Annotated in this window: 17 protein-coding genes and 2 other annotated features; all 17 genes read left to right on the top strand. The window is 28.9% G+C overall.

What is annotated here, in order from left to right:
* Positions 1-22 precede the first annotated feature (22 nt).
* Positions 23-1,879 carry an ATP-binding protein gene (locus Q3304_RS04305; protein ID WP_407814352.1) on the top strand — a complete coding sequence of 619 codons (1,857 nt, stop codon included), beginning with the start codon at positions 23-25 and terminating at the stop codon, positions 1,877-1,879.
* A gap of 81 nt (positions 1,880-1,960) precedes the next feature.
* Positions 1,961-2,201: a binding site (T-box leader), on the top strand.
* Positions 2,202-2,266: 65 nt separating this feature from the next.
* Positions 2,267-2,502: a binding site (T-box leader), on the top strand.
* A gap of 85 nt (positions 2,503-2,587) precedes the next feature.
* Positions 2,588-3,805, top strand: a complete 1,218-nt coding sequence (locus tag Q3304_RS04300) for a homoserine dehydrogenase (protein WP_054270068.1) — start codon at positions 2,588-2,590, stop codon at positions 3,803-3,805.
* A gap of 115 nt (positions 3,806-3,920) precedes the next feature.
* Positions 3,921-4,412 (top strand): exosporium morphogenetic protein CdeM, encoded by a 492-nt coding sequence (cdeM, locus tag Q3304_RS04295; protein ID WP_407814351.1) that lies wholly within the window; start codon positions 3,921-3,923, stop codon positions 4,410-4,412.
* A gap of 243 nt (positions 4,413-4,655) precedes the next feature.
* Positions 4,656-5,921: a histidinol dehydrogenase gene (gene hisD, locus Q3304_RS04290; protein WP_407814350.1), complete on the top strand. Its 1,266-nt coding sequence runs from the start codon at positions 4,656-4,658 to the stop codon at positions 5,919-5,921.
* Between the two features lie 167 nt (positions 5,922-6,088).
* Complete coding sequence (locus tag Q3304_RS04285) at positions 6,089-7,183, top strand: ROK family protein (RefSeq protein ID WP_054270071.1); 1,095 nt, start codon at positions 6,089-6,091, stop codon at positions 7,181-7,183.
* Position 7,184: 1 nt separating this feature from the next.
* On the top strand, positions 7,185-8,135 hold the full coding sequence (locus Q3304_RS04280; protein WP_054270072.1) for an N-acetylglucosamine kinase: 951 nt from the start codon (positions 7,185-7,187) through the stop codon (positions 8,133-8,135).
* Positions 8,128-9,312, top strand: a complete 1,185-nt coding sequence (locus Q3304_RS04275) for a hypothetical protein (RefSeq protein WP_407814349.1) — start codon at positions 8,128-8,130, stop codon at positions 9,310-9,312. The genes Q3304_RS04280 and Q3304_RS04275 overlap by 8 nt, the downstream gene beginning before the upstream one ends.
* 12 nt (positions 9,313-9,324) lie before the next feature.
* Positions 9,325-10,821 (top strand): sugar ABC transporter ATP-binding protein, encoded by a 1,497-nt coding sequence (locus tag Q3304_RS04270; RefSeq protein WP_407814348.1) that lies wholly within the window; start codon positions 9,325-9,327, stop codon positions 10,819-10,821.
* Positions 10,822-10,843: 22 nt separating this feature from the next.
* Positions 10,844-11,794 (top strand): ABC transporter permease, encoded by a 951-nt coding sequence (locus Q3304_RS04265; RefSeq protein WP_054270075.1) that lies wholly within the window; start codon positions 10,844-10,846, stop codon positions 11,792-11,794.
* A 21-nt stretch (positions 11,795-11,815) separates the two neighbouring features.
* The gene (locus Q3304_RS04260) at positions 11,816-12,778 is read left to right on the top strand and encodes a sugar ABC transporter substrate-binding protein (protein WP_223195520.1); all 963 of its coding nucleotides are present in this window, start codon (positions 11,816-11,818) and stop codon (positions 12,776-12,778) included.
* Between the two features lie 362 nt (positions 12,779-13,140).
* Positions 13,141-13,773, top strand: a complete 633-nt coding sequence (locus Q3304_RS04255) for a YitT family protein (protein WP_021384339.1) — start codon at positions 13,141-13,143, stop codon at positions 13,771-13,773.
* A gap of 411 nt (positions 13,774-14,184) precedes the next feature.
* Positions 14,185-14,277, top strand: a complete 93-nt coding sequence (kdpF, locus tag Q3304_RS04250; protein ID WP_071585680.1) for a K(+)-transporting ATPase subunit F — start codon at positions 14,185-14,187, stop codon at positions 14,275-14,277.
* A gap of 46 nt (positions 14,278-14,323) precedes the next feature.
* On the top strand, positions 14,324-16,000 hold the full coding sequence (gene kdpA, locus Q3304_RS04245; protein WP_054270077.1) for a potassium-transporting ATPase subunit KdpA: 1,677 nt from the start codon (positions 14,324-14,326) through the stop codon (positions 15,998-16,000).
* Positions 16,001-16,024: 24 nt separating this feature from the next.
* Positions 16,025-18,082 carry a potassium-transporting ATPase subunit KdpB gene (kdpB, locus tag Q3304_RS04240; RefSeq protein ID WP_407814347.1) on the top strand — a complete coding sequence of 686 codons (2,058 nt, stop codon included), beginning with the start codon at positions 16,025-16,027 and terminating at the stop codon, positions 18,080-18,082.
* Positions 18,083-18,100: 18 nt separating this feature from the next.
* Positions 18,101-18,727, top strand: coding sequence for a K(+)-transporting ATPase subunit C (locus Q3304_RS04235; protein WP_407814346.1), 627 nt, complete (start codon positions 18,101-18,103; stop codon positions 18,725-18,727).
* Positions 18,728-18,964: 237 nt separating this feature from the next.
* Positions 18,965-19,873, top strand: a complete 909-nt coding sequence (cysK, locus tag Q3304_RS04230; RefSeq protein WP_054270080.1) for a cysteine synthase A — start codon at positions 18,965-18,967, stop codon at positions 19,871-19,873.
* 26 nt (positions 19,874-19,899) lie between these two features.
* Positions 19,900-20,490 carry a serine O-acetyltransferase EpsC gene (epsC, locus tag Q3304_RS04225; protein WP_074179035.1) on the top strand — a complete coding sequence of 197 codons (591 nt, stop codon included), beginning with the start codon at positions 19,900-19,902 and terminating at the stop codon, positions 20,488-20,490.
* Positions 20,491-20,622 lie beyond the last annotated feature (132 nt).

Here is a 20,622-nt window from a genome sequence, read left to right as displayed (position 1 = left end):
ATTGAGAGGTAGTGGTTAGGATATGGATACCCATAATAAATATGTAAATTTTATAAAAAATATACCTGTTCCTTTTTTATATTGTAAAGTTATAAAGGAACAAGAAAATATAGAGTATCGAGTAGAATATATAAGTAAAGGTATGGGGAAAATATTAAAATTAGAAGAAGGACTTTGTGACGAAAATATATTGGATTTATTACCTGTATTTAAAGCCAAGAAATATTTTAATGAGTTATTTTCAGATAATGTAAACTGTGTAAAAAGATATATACCAACACTCAAAAATTGGATAAACATAAAAAAACAAATAATAGGAGAATCACATATAATTTTGTATTTTTGCAAGATTGTATTTGATTACAGACAAGTAATCGATTCTTTTAATAAAAAAGAAAAAATAGCCTATATAAAAGATGAAGAAGGCATATACATAGATTGTAGCGAAAATTTAGTTCCAATATTAAATAATAATATTAAAACAACAAAAGATATATTTGGGAAGAATGATGTAGAAGTATGGGGAGAAAGCACCGGAAAATTATTTAGGAATGATTATATAGAGGGTGTATCGAGTAAAAAAAGATTTTTACAAAATCTATTTGAATACAAAGAAACATTCTTCATGGTTGAAAAATATTTTTTGTATGATGAAGATGAACTTTTGGGAACTATAGGAATAATAGATAATATAATATATAGTGGAAATAGTAACAAAAACTATAATTCAAAAAACTTAATGAAGATGATTGAACATTCAATTCCAGAGAATATGTTTTATAAAGATGTGTATGGAAATTACATTGGATTTAATTCAGGTTTTTTAAATTTAGCTTGTATGAATAAAGAAGAATTATTAGGAAAGAATAGTTATAAAACATCAACAGAAGAATCTTTAATAGATACGATACTTAAAAGTGATAAAGATGTAGTTGAAAATAAAAAGGTGGTTACATTCGAATCAAATATAAGTATGAACAATGAAAATAAGTGTATTGAGATTACAAAAAGACCATTTTTTGATAGTTATGGAAGTGTTATTGGAATAATTGGAACAGCAAGAGATATAAGCAGAAGAAAAAAATTAGAAGAAGAAATGGATAAAAATAAAATGGAGTTCTTTGCAAATTTGTCTCATGAACTTAGAACCCCCATAAATTTAATCTCGTCTTCATTACAATTAATAGAAAGAAAAGAAGCAGATTTAATAGAATCAAATGATACTTTAAAAAGAAATCTAGGTATGATAAAACAGAATGGAAATAGAATATTAAGATTGGTTAATAATTTTATAGACTTTACAAAAATGCAGTCAGGATATTTAGATTTCAAACCAGAAGAATCCGATATAATTTCATTTATAGAGGATATATGTATGTCTGTAGCTGATTTCGCAAGTCAAAATAACATACAACTTACATTTGATACAGAAATAGAAGAATTTACTATGTTATTTGATTCAGAAAAATTGGAAAGAATAATATTAAATTTGCTCTCTAATGGAATTAAGTATAATAAAGAAAATGGAGAGATAAATATATTTCTATGTGTGAAAGATGATATGTTTAAAATGAAAATATCTGACAGTGGAATAGGTATACCAAAAGAAAAAATAGATAAGATATTTAATAGATTTGAACAAATTGATAATGAACTTTCTTATAGGGTTAAAGGAAGTGGAATTGGCCTTTCACTAGTGAAATCTTTAGTTGAATTACATGATGGAAGTATATGTTTAAAGAGTCAACTTGGGATTGGAAGTGAATTTATTGTTTCATTGCCAATTAGAAGAGAAAATAATACTGAAAAATGCAATTATAAAAGAGAAGTTAGCGATGAACTAAGTAAAAAATTAGAAATAGAATTTTCGGATTTATAATTTAAGTGTAAATAGATAAAATTTTAAAAAACTATTGACAATTGTTTTAGAAGGGTTTAAAATAAATTACAACATAATAAATAAAAAGCGATGAATAGGAAGAGTAAATCTAATTCGATTGCCAGAGAGAAGAGTCCATCGGCTGAAAGACTTTTTAAATTAGAGAGATTGAAAACTACCTAGGAGCTACTTTCTGAAGTTATCTATATTAATAGATTTTAGTAAGAATAGTCGTTAACTGCGTTAAAGTGTAAAGTGAGTTTTCATAATATATGAAAACTAAGTTAGGTGGAACCGCGGGAATAATACTCTCGTCCTTATGTTATAAGGATGGGAGTTTTTTGTTATTTAAAAATATAAATAGTAATTATAATAATCATAAAAAATATAAAAGCGATGAATAGGAAGAGTAGATTTAGTTCGACTATCAGAGAGGAAAGTTCAAAGGCTGAAAGACTTTCTAAGTTTGAAAAATTGAAAACTACCTAGGAGCTGTGGTCTGAAGTTACCTTGAAAGGTTTTAGTAAGATTAACCGTTAACTGCGTTAAAGTATAAAGTGGATTTTATCAATAAATGATGAAATTAAATTGGGTGGAACCGCGAGCATAGACTCGTCCCTTTATCTAGGGATGAGTCTATTTTTATTGCAATAAAAGATTGAAAATAAAAAAAAATCGGAAAATTATAAATTTTAGGAGGATAATAAAATGGAGAATAAAGTGAAAATTGGAGTACTAGGATATGGAACTGTAGGAAGTGGACTTATAGATATAATAGATAATAATAAAGAAAAAAGAAATATAGAAATAGTTGGAATTTTAGTTAACAATCTAGAAAAACATAAAGGTAAAAAATACTCTAATATAATAACTAATAATATAGATGATATATTTGAAAAAGATATAGATATACTTGTAGAAGTTATGGGTGGTTTAGAACCAACATTATCTTATATTAAAAAAGCTTTAAATAATAAAATTCATGTTGTTACAGCAAATAAAGATTTGCTAGCTGAATGTGGAGATGAGCTTGCAAAATTAGCAAGTGAAAATAAGGTAAGTATAAAATTTGAAGCTTCAGTTGCTGGAGGGATACCAGTATTAAAACCAATAATAGAGTCATTAGAAGGAAATAACATAGATAGTATAAATGCTATTTTAAATGGAACTACTAACTTTATATTATCTAAAATGTATGACGAGAATTTATCTTATGATATGGCGTTAAAGCAAGCTCAGGAATTAGGTTTTGCTGAAGCCAATCCAGAGTCAGATGTATTAGGATATGATGCTGCTAGAAAACTATCAATATTATCAACTCTAGCTTATGATAATAGAGTGTATTGGAAAGATGTATATTTAGAGGGAATTACAGATATAGATGAAAAAGATATTGAATATGCAAAAAAATTAAATTGTAAGATAAAATTAATTGGTCAAAGTAAGTATGAAAATGATAAAGTAAGTGCTTTTGTTAGACCTGTCCTAGTAGAAAAAGATAATATACTTGCTAGAATAGACAATGAATTTAATGCTGTTATAGTAAATGGCGATTCAGTAGGAGAAGTTTCTTTTGTAGGTAAGGGAGCTGGAAGTCTAGCAACAGGAAGTGCAGTTTATTCAGATGTGATTGATATAATAGATAATAGAGTTTCAAGTATAGATTCTTTTACTAAAGATAAAATACAGGTTAATAAGATAGTTAGAGAAAAATGTGGAGCACTTCTTAGATTTAAAAAATGTAATAAAGATGAAATATTGAATATAGTTGAGAATTGCTTAGTAAATTATGATGTTTTAAATGATGATGATGAGCTTGCTATTATGGTTTATGCTGATTCTGAGTATGAAATAAATAACAGTTTATGTCTAATAAAAGATAAGGGATATTGCGAAAAAATGAATAAAATGTTGAAAATAAGTTAAAAAAGGGAAAAAATAAGTTTATATGTAACATATTTTGATAATTTTAATACTATATACTATGAGATAAAACAAAACATCTCATAAAAAATTAAAATTAAAAGGAGAGATATGTTATATGGAAAATAAAAAATATGCAAATGGTGGTTATCCAGAAGATTGGTATGAAAGAGGAGAAGCTACAGCTAAATGGTTCCAAAATGATGGAGAAGAATATGAAAGAGCAGCATACGATGAAGATAGAGAAAGAAGAGGTTCAAACTGTGGATGTTCAAATCAAGAAGAAAATAGACCTAGAAACTGTGAAAGATTTAGAAGAGAAGCTGAAATAAGAGAAAGAGAAGCTAGAGAAGCATTCTGCGAATCTGCAGAAAGAAAAAAAGAAGCATTAGCATATGAATGTGAAGCTAGAAAATTATGGGAAAAAGCAGAAAAATACTGGGATGAATATTCTGAGTTCAATTATAGAGGAATAGAATATTTAGCAGAAGCTACTAGATTATTTGATAAAGGTATGGAATGTGAAGCTAGAAGAAATGGAAATAATGGTGGAAACAACAATTGTTGCCATAAATGCCATAAACCTAACTGTAACTGTGGTAGAAAATAAAAGAATTTCATTGACAAATCAATAGTTAAAATATATCATATTATGTATAATAAAGAGAAAATTCAGAAAAAAATTAATGATTAGAAGAAATATAAGTATAGTTATTAGACAAATAGTGCTCAGTTAGTGAGGTGAGTACAATATGATTAGACTCCCATCCTCTAGCTTTTAATAGAGGGTGGGAGTTTTTATTTATTGATGTATCTTAAATGAGAATAATATTGTAAAACTAGGAGGTAAAAAATGAAAAGCATCAAAACATCAAGCACAAAAGAAAAGGTAGATGAAAAGGTTTTAAGAGAGCAAGTAAGTTCTATAATAGAAGATATAAGAAGAAATAAGGATGTTGCACTTAGAAAATACAATGATAAGTTTGATAAAAATACAAGATATGAATTTAGAATTACTAAAGAAGAGATAAAAGAAGCTTATAAACATGTAGATAATGAATTTATAAATAATCTGAAGATTGCTGCTGAAAATATAAGAGAATTTGCTAAAGCTCAAAAATCAAGTTTTGAAAATTCTTTTGAAAAAGAAATTTATCCAGGTGTAATCTTAGGTCAAACTAATATTCCAATAGAATCATGCCTTGCATATGTTCCAGGTGGGCAATATCCATTATTTTCAACAGCACTTATGCTTATAATACCTGCAAAAGTTGCAGGTGTAAAAAGAATAGTAGCATGTTCGCCAACTATGAAAAATACTGAAGATATAAATCCTAAAACGTTGGTAGCTATGGACATAGCAGGGGCTGATGAAATATATGCAACTGGAGGTGTCCAAGCTATAGCAGCATTTACATATGGTACAGAAAAGATTAATCCAGTTGACATAATTGTAGGACCAGGAAATAAATTTGTAACTGAAGCTAAAAGACAGTGTTATGGTCAAGTGGGAATTGATTTTGTAGCTGGTCCAAGTGAAGTTCTTATAATAGCTGATGAAACTTCAAATCCAGTTTATATTGCAGCTGATTTATTAGCACAATGTGAGCATGATTTAAATGCAAGAGGTATATTATTGACAAATAGCTTAGAAATAGCAAATGAAGTTGAGAAAAATATAAAAATTATGTTAGAAGATTTACCAACAAAGGATATAGCATATAGTTCATGGGAGAATAATGGAGAGATAATTTTAGTTGATGATATTGAGGAAGCTATTAAAATAAGTAATTTTTATGCACCAGAACATTTAGAAGTTGCAGTAGAGAAGTATGATGAGATTTGTGATAAATTAATTAACTATGGTTCTCTATTTATTGGAAATCTTTCTGCAGAAGTATTTGGTGACTATGTTTCAGGTACAAATCATACATTACCAACACTTAAAGCATCAAGATACACTGGTGGTGTTTGGGTTGGTACATTTATAAAAACTTGTACAAAGCAGATATTGAATGAAAAGGCTATAAAAGCATTAGCTCCTGTTGCAGAAAAGTTAGCAAAAGAAGAGGGACTGTATGCTCATGCAAAGGCAGCTGAAGTTAGGTTAAAAAAATAGATTTTAAAAGACTTGTTTTTAAATCAGCTATTTCAATAGAAACGTCATTTCATAATAATTTTGGATTATATTGAAATGGCTTTTTTATTGAAAATTTATTGACAAACTTGTATTACAGATATTATACTAAACTTAATAAATAAAGTTTATAAAGTAAGGTGTTGTTTATGAAAAATATAGTTGGAAAGCCACAAACGATAAAAAAAGTAAATGAAGATTTAATAAAAAACATTATAAAAAATGAAGGTCCTATAACGAAGCCAGAAATTTCAAGTATTACTGAATTGAGTTTAGCTACAGTTAATAAAATTGTAGAACAATTAGCTTTAAAAAATGAGGTCAAAGTAAGTGGATTAAGTGAGTCTACTGGAGGAAGAAGAGCACAATTATTTGAAATAAATGCAAATTTGGAACACATAATAGCTTTATATTATTATAGAAATAGCTGTATAGGAGTAGTTGCAAATTTATTAGGGGAGATAACTTATCAAGAGGAATTTGACATAAGAATGGATACCTATGAAAACGTTAACCAAGATACTTTTTTTGTTATAGATACTTTAATAGAAAAAGTAAGAGAAAACAGTATAAGAGCTATTGGGATTGGAGTTCCAGGAGTTGTAAAAAATGGTGTGGTTAAGAATATACCAACTATAAAAAGTTGGGAAGGTATAAACCTAGAGACTTTAATAAAGAGTAAATACAATACTAAAGTATTTATAGAAAATGATACAAATATTACTACTATTGGAATTTACCAAAAACAGTATAAAGATGAATATAAAAATATGGCTCTTATGTATTTAGAAGATGGTATTGGTTCAGGGATAGTTATAAATGGCGAGTTATATTTAGGTTCCACAAATTTTGCTGGAGAATTAAGTTATTTAAATATGGAGTTTAATAAGTATAATTATGAAAACTTAAATATTGAAGATTATATTTTAAGTTTAAGAAAAAGATATTTGGAGAGCAAGGATAATAATTTTAAAAAAGAAGTCTTATCAATAATATCAAATTTTGTAAGAACTCTTGTATGTGTCTTAAATCCACAAGCTATGATTATACAATGCAGTATATTAACTGAGGCTGATATGGAATTTATAGAGAAAGATGTAAGTAAGAGTGTGGGAGAAGAAAATTTCCCTAAATTAATAAAAGTAGAGTCACTGAGAGAAGGAAGTATAAATGGAGTAATTAGTATGTGTTTAAAAGAAACTGACTATCAATATTCCTTGTCTAATAAAAAAGGAGGATATTAATGTGAGATATTTGATTTCAATAGATGGAGGAGGAACAAAAACAAAATTTTGTGTAAGTGATTTAGATGGAAACATACTTAAAGAGTACACTACTGGTTCAACTAATTACAAGTCAGTTGGAATACAAAAAACATATGAAAATATTAATAATGGGTTTGAGAAAATATTAAAAGATTTGCATATTAATTATGATGATATTGAGTACACTGTATTTGGGATATCAGGATGTGATTCTCCTAATGATTATAAAATTATAATGGATGAAATATTAAAAATTGGACTTAATAAAGAAAAAATGTATCTAGTAAATGATGCAGTGTTAGCCTTTTATGCACAAACTGATACTCCTGGTTTAGTAATTGTAGCTGGGACAGGTTCGATTGTATTAGGAATTAGAGAAGATGGAGAAATATATAGAGTTGGTGGATGGGGATATAATTTTAGTGATTTAGGCTCTGGATATGATATAGGAAGAAAATTATTAAAGAAGGTCTTACTTTATTGTGATGAGTGTCATGAGTATAGTGATTTATTTAATTGTGTCTTATATTTCTTTAATGCAGATAGCTTTGAAAAACTTACATATATGATTACTGAAATAAATAACAATGTTGAAATAGCAAATTTAGCTTCATTAGTGATTGATTGCGCTGAACAAGGAGATAAATTAGCTATTGAAATATTAAGAGAGTCATCAATTGAATTATCTAAATTAGCTCAAGTAATATTAAGTAAAATCTATAATTCAATGAAAAAGGATAAAAATGAAATAAATATAGTCTTGTCTGGTGGAACATTAAACAGAACTATATATGCTCAAATGTTAATGAATAATTTAAAAGCAGAAAACATAGATAAAAAATTAAACTTTATACTTCAAGAAAATCAGCCTGTATATGGAGGTATAAGACTTGCTATGGCATTAGCTGATAGGAGGGTCAAACATGGATAGAAAAAAAGTGATAGTACAAATTTTTACAGGTGGATTTAAAAATAAAGAAATAAAATTTAATGATATAAAATGTAAGCTATTAGAATTGATGGAATATATTGATGTAGAAAAGGTTATCATGGGTTGGAATGTAGATAAAGAGTTATATATAAAAACTAAAAAATTGTTAAATAAATATAGTGTTGAATTATATCTTTGGTTACCATGCTTTTCGGAAATAGGATTGCTTGAAAAAAGTAATTTACTAATTGATTATACTGGAAAAGAAGTTAAGGGATATACTTTACAAGAAGATGAGAACTTTGAATTTTATTGCCCAAATAATAAGGAAAATATAGAAAATGTAAAGAAAATATATAGTACTTATTTTAGTGAAATTGAATTTGATGGAATTTTTCTAGATAAGATAAGGTATGCTTCTTTTTCGAATAAGTTAAATGGTGTTTTTAATTGTTTTTGTAAAGATTGTTTAAATATATATGAAAAAAATAATATAGATAAAAAGTCATTAATAATAGAAATGAATAATGTATCTAACAAAGTGATAAGTAATAAAGATACTCCATTTGGCATAACAGAATACATTAATGGAAAATACAAATTTAAAAATAAAATATGGGAAAATTTTTTCGAAATAAAAAATCAAAGTATATACAATGCATTAGTAGATATAAGTAGTTATTTTAAAGATAAAGGATTGAAAATAGGCATAGATACTTTTTCTCCCTTTATTTCTTACTTTACAGGTCAAGATTTAGAAAGGCTACAAGAGGTAGCTGATTTTATAAAACCGATGATGTATAGAATTACAAAAGCTCCAGCAGGTTTACCATTTGAATTTGAAAAACTTATTGATGAATCTGTACAGGAAAATAAAGAGATTGTAAAACAAAAATTCTTAGATATTTTAGGGATTACAGAGTATGAAGGGGATGTATATCCCATAAAATTTGTACTAGAAGAAATAAATTTTATGACAAAAAATCTTACTAAAGATATATATGTAGGCATTGAAATTAATAAAAAAGAAATTATAGCTCCTGTTACACCTAAATATATAAGTGAAAATATTTTAAATATAAATAAGACAGCAGTAAAAGGATATGTTTTATCTTGGGACTTGTTATCAGCACCAAAAGAAAATATTGATGAAATTATAAAATGGTTTAGGAATTAGTGGGGTGATATAGTGAGTAAAATATTGGAAATGCAACAAATATTTAAAAGTTTTGGAAAAGTAGATGTTTTAAATGGTATAGATTTCGAATTAGAAAAGGGAGAAGTAAGAGCTCTTTTGGGAGCTAATGGTGCAGGAAAATCTACACTTATTAAAATTTTAGGAGGAGTTCATGCTCAAACTAAAGGTAAAGTAATCCTAAAGGGTAAAGAAATTATGTTTAAAAATCCACATCATTCTAAAGAAAATGGTATTAGTATAATTTATCAAGAATTAAGTTTAATACCAACACTTACAGTTATAGAAAACGTTTTTCTTGGTAGAGAAACTTTAAAGGGAATTGTGTTTTTAAATAAGAAAGATATGCTAGAAGAATATATGAAGATTTGTGAAGATTTTGATTTTAATATAGACCCACATATAGTAGTGTCCAATTTGAGCGTAGCAAATCAACAAATGGTTGAGATAATGAAAGCAGTTTCATGTAATTCTGAAATTATCATAATGGATGAGCCAACAACATCACTTACTAATAATGAAAAAGAAGGATTGTTTAAAATAATAAACAGATTAAAATCTAAAGGTAAAACTATAGTTTATATTTCTCATATATTAGAGGAAGTGTTTAAGGTATGTGATAGTACAAGTATAATGAAAAATGGAGTTATGATTGGAACTTATGATGTAAAAGATTTAAATAAATTAAAAATAACTCAACTTATGACAGGTGATGATAATCACAAATTTATTGAGAAAAAGGATTATACATTTGCAAAGTATGAAGAACCCCCAGTACTAGAAGTTGAGAATATAAGTTGGTCTAATAAAATAAAAGATGTTTCATTTAAAGTTTATAGAGGTGAAGTTGTAGGTCTTGCAGGTCTTGTAGGTTCAAGAAGAACTGAAATAATAAATTTGATATTTGGGATAGAGAATAAAGATAGTGGAGATATATTTATTAATGGTAAAAAAGTAGATATAACATCTCCTAAAATTGCTATAAAGAATAAAATAGGATTGATTCCTGAAGATAGAAAAAATCTGGGGTTAATTTTAGAGCAGGCTATATATACTAATTCAGCATCAGTACAAATTGACAAATTTAAGAAACTGTTGTTTATAGATAGAAATAGAGAAATTGAATTTTCTAAAAAAGGAGTTAAAGAACTAGGAATAAAAATTAGTGATGTAAAACAAGAGGTAAAGGAACTTAGTGGTGGAAACCAACAAAAAGTAGTAGTTTCTAAATGGCTGGACAAAGATTTAGATTTAATAATATATGATGAACCGACAAAAGGAATAGATATTGCTGCGAAAGAAGATATTTTTAATACAATAAAGGAATTTTCAAGTAAAGGAATAGGAGTAATATTTATATCTTCTGATTTAGAAGAAGTAATAAGAGTAAGTGATAGAATTTTAGTAACTAGAGAAGGTTCTATTGTAAATGATTTAAAAAATGAAAATATAAAGGTTCAAGACATAATGAACAGTATATTTAATGTATAAAAAATGAAAATGGAGGACTGAGATGAAAAAGGCTTTTGAGAAATTGAATTTAAGAGATTATGGAGTATTGCTAGGTTTTTTGGCTTTATGTATAGCCATAAGCATTGCAACTCCATCATTTTTAGGTAAGCAAAATATACTTAATCTTTTACGACAATCTTCTATAATTGGAATAATTTCAGCAGGTATGACTTTTGTTATAATATCTGGCAACTTTGATATATCAGTTGGAGCAGTAGCAGCTCTTGCAGGTGCTATAACAATGAAATTTGCAACTGGTGGAACTAACTTGCTTGTATCTATGTTTTTAGGTATAGCAATTTGTGCAGTAATAGGATTAATCAATGGGATAGTAGTTGCCAAGATAAATGTACCATCGTTAATAGCCACTATGGCTATGGTCACTATTGTAAGAGGATTACTATTGATGCTTACAGGAGGATATCCAATTACTGAAAATATACCAATACTTGATTACATTGGAAATGGATACTTGTTTAATATACCAATACCAGTAGTAATTTTCTTTATAGTAGTGTTAGTTTCATTTATTGTACTTAATAAAACTAAGTTTGGTAGATATGTTTATTCTGTAGGGGGAAATCAAGAAGCAAGTAAACTTAATGGTATAAATGTAGATTCTCATAAAATAAAAGTATTTATTATTAATGCTATACTTGCAGGGATAGCTGGTATTGTACTAACTGGAAGACTTGGGACTGCAACTGCAATTGCAGGTGAAGGGTATGATATGGATGCAATTGCATCTGTAGTAATAGGAGGTACATCAGTAGCAGGAGGCTCTGGCTCTGTACTTAAAACTGTTATAGGTGTGTTACTTATGAGTGTTATAAACAACAGTTTTAACCTTCTTGGAATAGATGTATATTTCCAATACATATTTAAAGGATTAATAATTTTAGCAGCAGTTGGATTTGATTCTTATAGCAAGAAGAAGCTTGCTTCAAGATAAAAAATAAGGAGGGATTTTTTTATGAAAAAATTAATGAAACATTTAGCATTGTTGCTATCACTTGTTATGATATTTGGTTTGGTTGGTTGTTCAAATGGTGGTGACAAAGAAAAAAATGGAGAAAAGAAAATAGCAGTATTACTACCAGGTTCAACGGGTTACTTTGTAGCAACTAAACAAGGTATAGATGCAAAATCTAAAGAATTAGGTGTAAATGTAGAATATGCAGATGCTCAATGGGATGCTAGTAAACAATTGTCACAAGCTGAAGATTTTATGGCTAAAGGTGTAGATATGATTGCATTGTGTGGAGTTGATTCTGCTGTGAGCGAGAGAATAGTTAAAGCTGCTAATGATTCAGAGGTTCCTATAATAGCATTTACAAATTCTATAGGAAGTAACCCAACAGGAGAATTCAAAGGTTTAGTTACATATATAGGACAAAATGAGGAAGAGACAGGAGCTTTAACAGGTAAAATTGCTAAAAACTTGTTAGGAGAAGCTGGTGGAAAAGCTGTGTTAATAGAAGGTGTTCCAGGGACTACTCCACAAGTATTAAGAAAAAAAGGTCTTGAAAAAGAATTAAAAGATAGCAATATACAAATAATTTATAATCAAACTTCAAATTGGGAAAAAGAACAAGCTTTAAAAGTAACAGAAGACTTAATTCAAAAGAAAACTGATTTTAATGTTATAATATGCCAAGACGATAACTCTGCTACAGGAGCAGGACAAGCCTTAAAGGATGCTGGTCTTAAAGATAAAGTTAAAGTTATAGGTTTGGGTGGAAGTAAAGATGGATTAAAAGCTATAACTGATGGATTAATAGATGGAACAACATATATGTCTGCAGTGGAAGAAGGAGCATTAGTTGTAGAAAAAGCATCTAAGATTTTAAAAGGTGAAAAAGTAGAACCTGTTACACAAATTAAGCAAGTTGAAGTTAACAAGGATAACATTTCAGAATTTAAAGGTGAGTGGTAAAAGCTAGTAAATAAAATTTGTAGAGTTACTTTATATAGTTTCTAAAGTAACTCTTTTTTTGTGGACTTAGTTATAGATTGTTGGATAGTATTTCTAAACAAATAAAAAATTAATATAAACAAAGACTTAATTATACTAAATTATAAGTCAAATTAATATAAACTTTTGTAAAAAAGGAAAACGTCTGAGGTGTTGGAATGACTGTGTTATATACATAGGTTGAAAAAAACATAAAAAAACATAAAAAAATTGTTGAAAAAAACATAAAAATTTTGTATAATTAAAGATTCGAAAAGTGCGGTATACAAAGCCATTTCTTTTGTATATAATATATATAAATTAAGAAAAAGGAAGGGATATGTATGGCCAGGCGGTTATTTTTAGAAAGGATTGGACTTATATTTTTAGGTTCAGCAATATTGGCATTTGGAGTTTACAATTTTTATTATTTAAACAACATAACAGAAGGTGGAGTGTTAGGTATTTTACTACTGCTAAAAAATTTATTCAATATACAGCCAGCAATAGCAAATGTTGTAATAGATGGTTTACTACTTTTAGTAGGATATAAATTTTTCGGTAAAAAATTCCTTATATATTCAATAGTAGCTTCTATAACTTTTTCAGTGTTATATGATTTATTTGAAGCTATAGGACCTCTGGTACCACAATCACAAAATATGCTTTTATCAACTGTTTTAGCAGGTGTAACTGTTGGAACTGGTGTAGGTATAGTAGTAAAAGCAGGTTGTGCATCAGGAGGAGACGATGCTTTAGCATTAGTAATTTCTAAGACTACATCTTTGAACATAGGGCAAGTTTATTTAGCAACAGATGTTATTGTATTGTTGTTATCATTATTTTATCTATCAGCATTTGATATATTTTATTCGTTAATTGCTGTTACAATTAGTGGTAAAGTAATTGATTTTATTTATTATCATGGCAAAAGTTTAGATATGGATATAAGTAATGACATAGTTCCAGAATGTTAATATAAATTAAATAACATTAGCTTTTATTAAAGATGGCAAATTTGCCATCTTTTTTTGCGTTTATATATTTGTAGTAGGTATTTCTTAATCGAGATTTTTATAAATTTAGGATAAGAAATTGTATTGAAATTGCTAGGAATACGGTTGCTAGATGTATATTTTAAAAACTCAATTTTATATTTATGAAATACTAATCAGTAACAGATGTTTCTTAATCCTATCTTTATACCTAAAATGATAAGATAAATGAAGTAGCAATACAAAGCTAAAATTTGTAAAAGAAATTAAAGTAAATGGAGGAGTTAAAATGTTGGATATAGTTATGATAGCATTGTTACTCATAGGATTTATTTCCATGAAGTTGCTTGCTGATTGGTGTGGGAAACAAACAGAAAAAAAATAATGTAATGTATGGAGGGATTACCTATGTGGTTTCTGGCAGTTGTAATTATAATGTTAATAATATATTTGGTGTATGCGCTTATTAATCCTGAAAAATTTTAAACAGTATAAGGCTAATAAGTAAGCTGAATTGGGGGGAACAATTTTTATGGTGCAGATAGTAATAGTGTTAGCGATTTTTATGATTTTAGTAATACCTATGGGCAAGTATTTATACCATATAGCTACTAATCAAAAAACATTTGGAGATAGACTATTTGATAAAGTAGACAATTGTATATATAAGGTATGTAGTATAGATAAGAAAAAAGAAATGAACTGGAAACAGTATGCCTTAGCTTTAGTATTTACAAATGCAGCTATGGTATTTATAGGATATATCATACTTAGAACTCAAAGTATGCATATATTTAATCCAAGTGGAATTAAAGGTATGGAACAAGGTTTATCATTTAATACAATAATAAGTTTTATGACAAATACAAACCTTCAACATTATTCAGGTGAATCAGGTCTTTCATATTTTAGTCAGATGACAGTAATAATATACATGATGTTTACATCAGCAGCAACAGGATATTCAGCAGCTATGGCATTTGTAAGAGGTTTGGTTGGCAAAAAGAAAACATTGGGAAATTTTTATGTAGATTTAATTAGAATAACAACAAGAGTACTTTTACCAGGAGCTTTAATTGTTGGAATTATATTAGTTACACAAGGAGTACCACAAACTTTTGCTGGAACAGAAACAGTGACTACTATAGAAGGAAAGCTTCAAGATATAGCTAGAGGGCCTGTAGCAGCTCTTGAATCAATCAAACATTTAGGAACAAATGGTGGTGGATTCTTTGGTTCAAATTCATCACACCCATTTGAAAATCCAACTATTATATCAAATATAGTAGAAATGTTGTCTATGATGATATTACCAGGAGCTTGTGTTGTTGCATTTGGGCATATGATAAAGAATAAAAAACAAGGTTGGGTTGTGTTTGGTGCAATGTCAATCATATTTTTAATAGGTCTAGTAGTTTGTTTTAAAGCAGAGAGTGCAGGAAATCCTATTTTATCACAATTAGGACTTAGTCAAAGTATGGGAAGTATGGAAGGTAAGGAAGTTAGATTTGGTATAGCACAGTCTGCATTATTTACAACAGTAACTACTTCGTTTACAACAGGTACAGTTAATAATATGCATGATACCTTAACTCCTTTAGGAGGTTTAGTACCACTTTTGAATATGATGTTAAATGTCGTGTTTGGTGGTAAAGGTGTAGGTCTTATGAATATGTTGATGTACGCTATAATAGCAGTATTTTTATGTGGATTGATGGTAGGAAGAACGCCAGAATTTTTGACTAAGAAAATAGAAGGAAAAGAAATGAAGCTTATTGCTTTACTTATTATATTACATCCACTTTTGATACTTATGTTTTCTGGTCTTTCAGTTGCAGTACCAGCAGGGCTTGAAGGAATTTCAAATCCTGGATTTCATGGATTATCACAAGTATTATATGAATTTGCATCTTCAGCAGCTAATAATGGTTCAGGATTTGAAGGTCTAGGAGATAATACTATGTTTTGGAATATAACAACAGGCATAGTTATGTTCTTTGGAAGATATGTATCTATTATAATACTACTTGCGATATCAAGTTTATTGGCATCTAAAAAAGCTGTAAGTGAAAGTATAGGAACACTTAGAACAGATAATTTCACATTTACAATAATTTTAGTACTGGTTGTTTTAATTGTTGGTGCTTTAACATTTTTCCCAGCCTTAGCGCTTGGACCTATTTCAGAGCATCTAGTGTTATGGCACTAAAAAATTGGGAGGGAGTAAAGTTTTATGGAAACTAAAAAAACAAAGTTTATTACAAAAGATATATTCAAAACTTCCATTATAGAAGCTTTTAAAAAGTTAAATCCTAAATATATGATGAAAAATCCAGTTATGTTTGTTGTAGAGATTGGATTTATAGTAACATTGATACTTACAATAATACCTAGCTTGTTTGGTGATGAAGGTAATAATTTAAGAGCATATAATGGGATTGTGACAATAATATTATTTATAACAGTTCTTTTTGCGAATTTTGCTGAAGCTGTAGCTGAAGGTAGAGGAAAAGCCCAAGCAGATACATTGAAGAAAACTAGAAAAGACACAGTAGCAAGGGTTTTCGATAAGCTAGGAAATGAAAAAATGATAAGTGCAAGTGAATTAAAACTTGGCGATATTGTTTTGGTAAATGCAGGAGAAGTTATTCCAAATGATGGAGAAGTTATAGAAGGAATAGCTTCTGTGGATGAATCAGCAATAACTGGAGAATCCGCACCTGTTATGAGGGAATCTGGTGGAGATTTTGCTTCTGTTACAGGAGGTACTACAGTTGTAAGTGACTGGTTAAAAATAAAAATAACAACAAAACCAGGAGAATCGTTCTTAGATAAAATGATAGCTCTTGTGGAAGGTGCTTCAAGACAAAAAACACCAAATGAGATTGCCTTAAATACTTTGTTAGTAGGGTTAACACTTATATTTATGGTTGTTTTAATCTCTCTTTATCCAATGGCAAATTATGCAGGTGTAAAGATTCCAATTTCTACTATGGTAGCACTTTTGGTTTGTTTAATACCAACTACTATAGGAGGCCTATTGTCAGCCATTGGTATTGCAGGTATGGATAGAGTAACTAGATTCAATGTAATTGCAATGTCAGGAAAAGCAGTAGAAGCTTGTGGTGATGTTGATACTATGATTTTAGATAAGACAGGTACCATTACTTATGGAAATAGACTTGCGTCAGAATTTATAGCAGTTGGAAATGCAGATTCAAAAGATTTAATAAATTATTCTGTTATGTGTTCATTAAAAGATGATACACCAGAAGGAAAGTCTATAGTTGATTTAGGTGTGAAATTAGGTTCAACAGGTAAAACAAAAGAGGCAGCTGAAGCTGAATTCATAGAGTTTTCTGCACAGACTAGAATGAGTGGAATTAATTTAGCTGATGGTAGAGCTATAAGAAAAGGTGCTTATGATAGTATAATAAAACGAGTAAAAGAATCTGGTGGGGTAGTACCAGAAGATTTAGAAGAAAATGTAAACAGAGTGGCTAAATTAGGAGGAACACCTTTAGTAGTGTGTGTGGATAATGAGATATATGGGATTATCTACTTAAAGGATACTGTAAAATCAGGGCTTGTAGAAAGGTTTGCTAGACTTCGTGAGATAGGAATAAAAACAATAATGTGTACAGGGGATAATCCCTTGACAGCAGCTACAATTGCAAGAGAAGCTGGAGTAGATGGATTTATTGCAGAATGTAAACCAGAAGATAAAATAGATGCTATAAAGAAAGAACAATTAGAAGGTAAAATAGTAGCTATGACAGGTGATGGAACAAATGATGCTCCTGCACTTGCTCAGGCAGATGTAGGTCTTGCTATGAACAGTGGTACAACATCTGCAAAAGAAGCAGCAAATATGGTAGACTTAGATTCAGACCCAACTAAGATATTAGAAGTTGTTGAAATAGGAAAACAACTTTTGATAACTCGTGGAGCTTTGACAACTTTTAGTATAGCAAATGATGTTGCAAAATATTTTGCAATTATACCAGCTATATTTACTCTTGTGATACCTCAGATGGAGATATTAAATATAATGAAACTTTCTACATCATTTAGTGCGATATTATCAGCTTTAATATTTAATGCTATAATAATCCCTTGTTTAATACCTCTTGCAATGAAAGGTGTAAAATATAGACCTATGAAGTCACAAGCTATGTTAATGAGAAACATGATTATATTTGGTCTTGGTGGGGTTATAGTACCATTTTTAGGAATAAAATTAATTGATTTATTAATTACACCTTTAGTAATGGTTCTTAATTTAGGTTAATAAATGGAGGATATAAAAATGAAAACATTAAAACCAGCATTGCTTGTAAGTCTTGTATTGTTAGTTGTTTGTGGACTTGTATATCCACTTGCTTTAACAGGTGTAAGTCAAGTTGCATTTAGAGATAAAGCTAATGGAAGTATGATAGAAGTAAATGGTGTAAAAGTAGGTTCAGAACTTATTGGTCAAAACTTTACAGATGCAAGGTTCTTTAAGGGAAGAGTATCATCAATAAACTATAATACTTATACAAAAGAAGAGTTAATACCAGATAAAGATGGAAATACATCTTATGGAGGTGTTTCATCAGGTTCTTTTAACTATGGAGCAACAAATCCAGAACTTCATGATAGAGTACAAAAAGATATAGAAAAATTTTTAAAGGATAATCCAACTATTAAAAAAGAGGATATACCAACAGACTTGCTTACAGCATCAGGTTCAGGACTTGACCCTAATGTAAGTCCAGCTTCTGCAAAAGTTCAGATACCTGCTGTAGCAAAAGCATCAGGAATATCAGAGAGTAAATTGCAAAAAATTGTAGATGATAATACTTCTAAAAAACTTTTTGGAGTATTAGGTGAAGATAGGGTAAATGTGTTAAAGGTTAATGTAGAGGTTGCAAAGATATTAGGTCTTATATAGTATTTTGTAGGGGTTTTGTAGCAAAGTACTGCATATGACTTAGTTTAAAGCTTTATATTTAAAAGGTGAAAATCGATAATGATTTTCACTTTTTTTGTTTGAACATTACTAATATTTGGAATAAAACGATTGTAAGTATAAAATCCAAAAAAAGGTTGCATTATCAAAATGATAATACTATAATATATTTATCGTTATCAATTTGATAATAGATTTAGACATATAGGAGGAAGTAGTATGTTATATAATAACGCATTAGAGTTGATAGGAAACACACCTGTAGTAAGGTTGAACAATTTAGGATGTACTAACGGGTGTTCTAACATATATGTAAAATTAGAAAAAGTAAATCCAGCAGGAAGTATAAAAGATAGAGCAGTGTATGAAATGCTAGAAGGATTAGAGAAAAGAGGAGAATTAAAAAAAGGAGATGTATTAGTAGAAGCAACTAGTGGAAACACTGGTATTGCATTATCTATGATAGGAAAATTAAAAGGATATGAAGTAGTAATAGTAATGCCTGAGACTATGAGTGTTGAGAGACGAGATTTGATGAAGGCTTATGGAGCAAACTTGGTACTTACAGATGGAAAAGCTGGTATGGCAGGTTCCATAGAAAAAGCAAATGAGCTTTTAAGAGAAAATCCAAACTATAAGAGTTTAAAGCAATTTGAAAATAAAGATAATCCAAACGCACATTATAAAACAACGGCAGTTGAAATTATGAATGATGTTAAAGATTTAGATATATTTGTATGTGGAGTTGGAACTGGGGGCACTTTAATAGGAACTGCGAGATATTTAAAGGAGCAAAATCCAAATATAAAAATAATCGCGCTTGAACCAAAAAAATCTCCAGCTATATCAGAAAACAAAACTGGACCTCATAAAATACAAGGAATAGGAGCTAATTTTGTTCCTGAAAATTATGATTCCAGTGTAGTTGATGAAGTAATATTAGTAGATGATGAAGATGCATTTGACACAGTTAAATTACTTGCAGCAAAAGAAGGAATTCTGGTAGGTATATCTTCTGGAGCTAATATATTTGGTGCTATGGAAATGGCGAAAAAATATCCAGATAAAAAGATAGTAACAGTAGCTCCAGATGGAGTAGATAAGTATATGTCCATGGGACTATTTTAAAAATTTTATTTGAGGGAGTGAATACTTTGTTTAAGAAAATAAATAAAGATATTGAATATATAATGAAAAATGACCCAGCAGCTAGATCTAAAGTAGAAGTCTTTTTACTTTATCCATCAGTACATGCAATGATAATGCATAGGATGGCTCATGCTCTTTACAAGAAAAAGATGCTTTTTACAGCAAGATTAATATCTCAGATATCCAGATTTATGACTGGTATAGAAATACATCCTGGAGCTAAAATGGGAGAAGGTATATTAATAGACCATGGAATGGGTGTTGTAATTGGAGAAACAGCAGAAGTAGGTAACAGAGTAACAATATATCAAGGAGCTACTTTAGGAGGCACAGGAAAGGATACTGGAAAGAGACATCCAACTGTTGGTGATGATGTATTGATTGGAGCTGGAACAAAAATACTAGGACCTTTAAATGTTGGTTCTAATTCAAAAATTGGTGCAAATTCAGTTGTTGTCAAGGATGTACCTAATGGAGCAACCGTTGTTGGAATACCTGCAAAAATAGTAAAAATAAGAAATTTAGAACCTGTAAAAAAGAATAAAAAAGAAGTGTCCTATGAGTATGATGAGTTAGATAATGTGTATTATATATAGATTTGATATGACTATAAAATAAATTTTATGAAAATTATTTTAAAAGGTATTTTTTTCAAATCTGAGGACATAATAAAAAAGAACTAAATGTTAAAGTTTTGGTTCATAAATCTTTGACAAATAAGATTTTAA

Origin of the sequence: Clostridioides sp. GD02377, from assembly GCF_045899875.1 — a bacterium.
In the GTDB taxonomy this organism is placed as follows: domain Bacteria; phylum Bacillota; class Clostridia; order Peptostreptococcales; family Peptostreptococcaceae; genus Clostridioides; species Clostridioides difficile_A.
The sequence above is the reverse complement of the archived record's forward strand: the minus strand, read 5'-3'. Positions and strand labels throughout refer to the sequence as shown.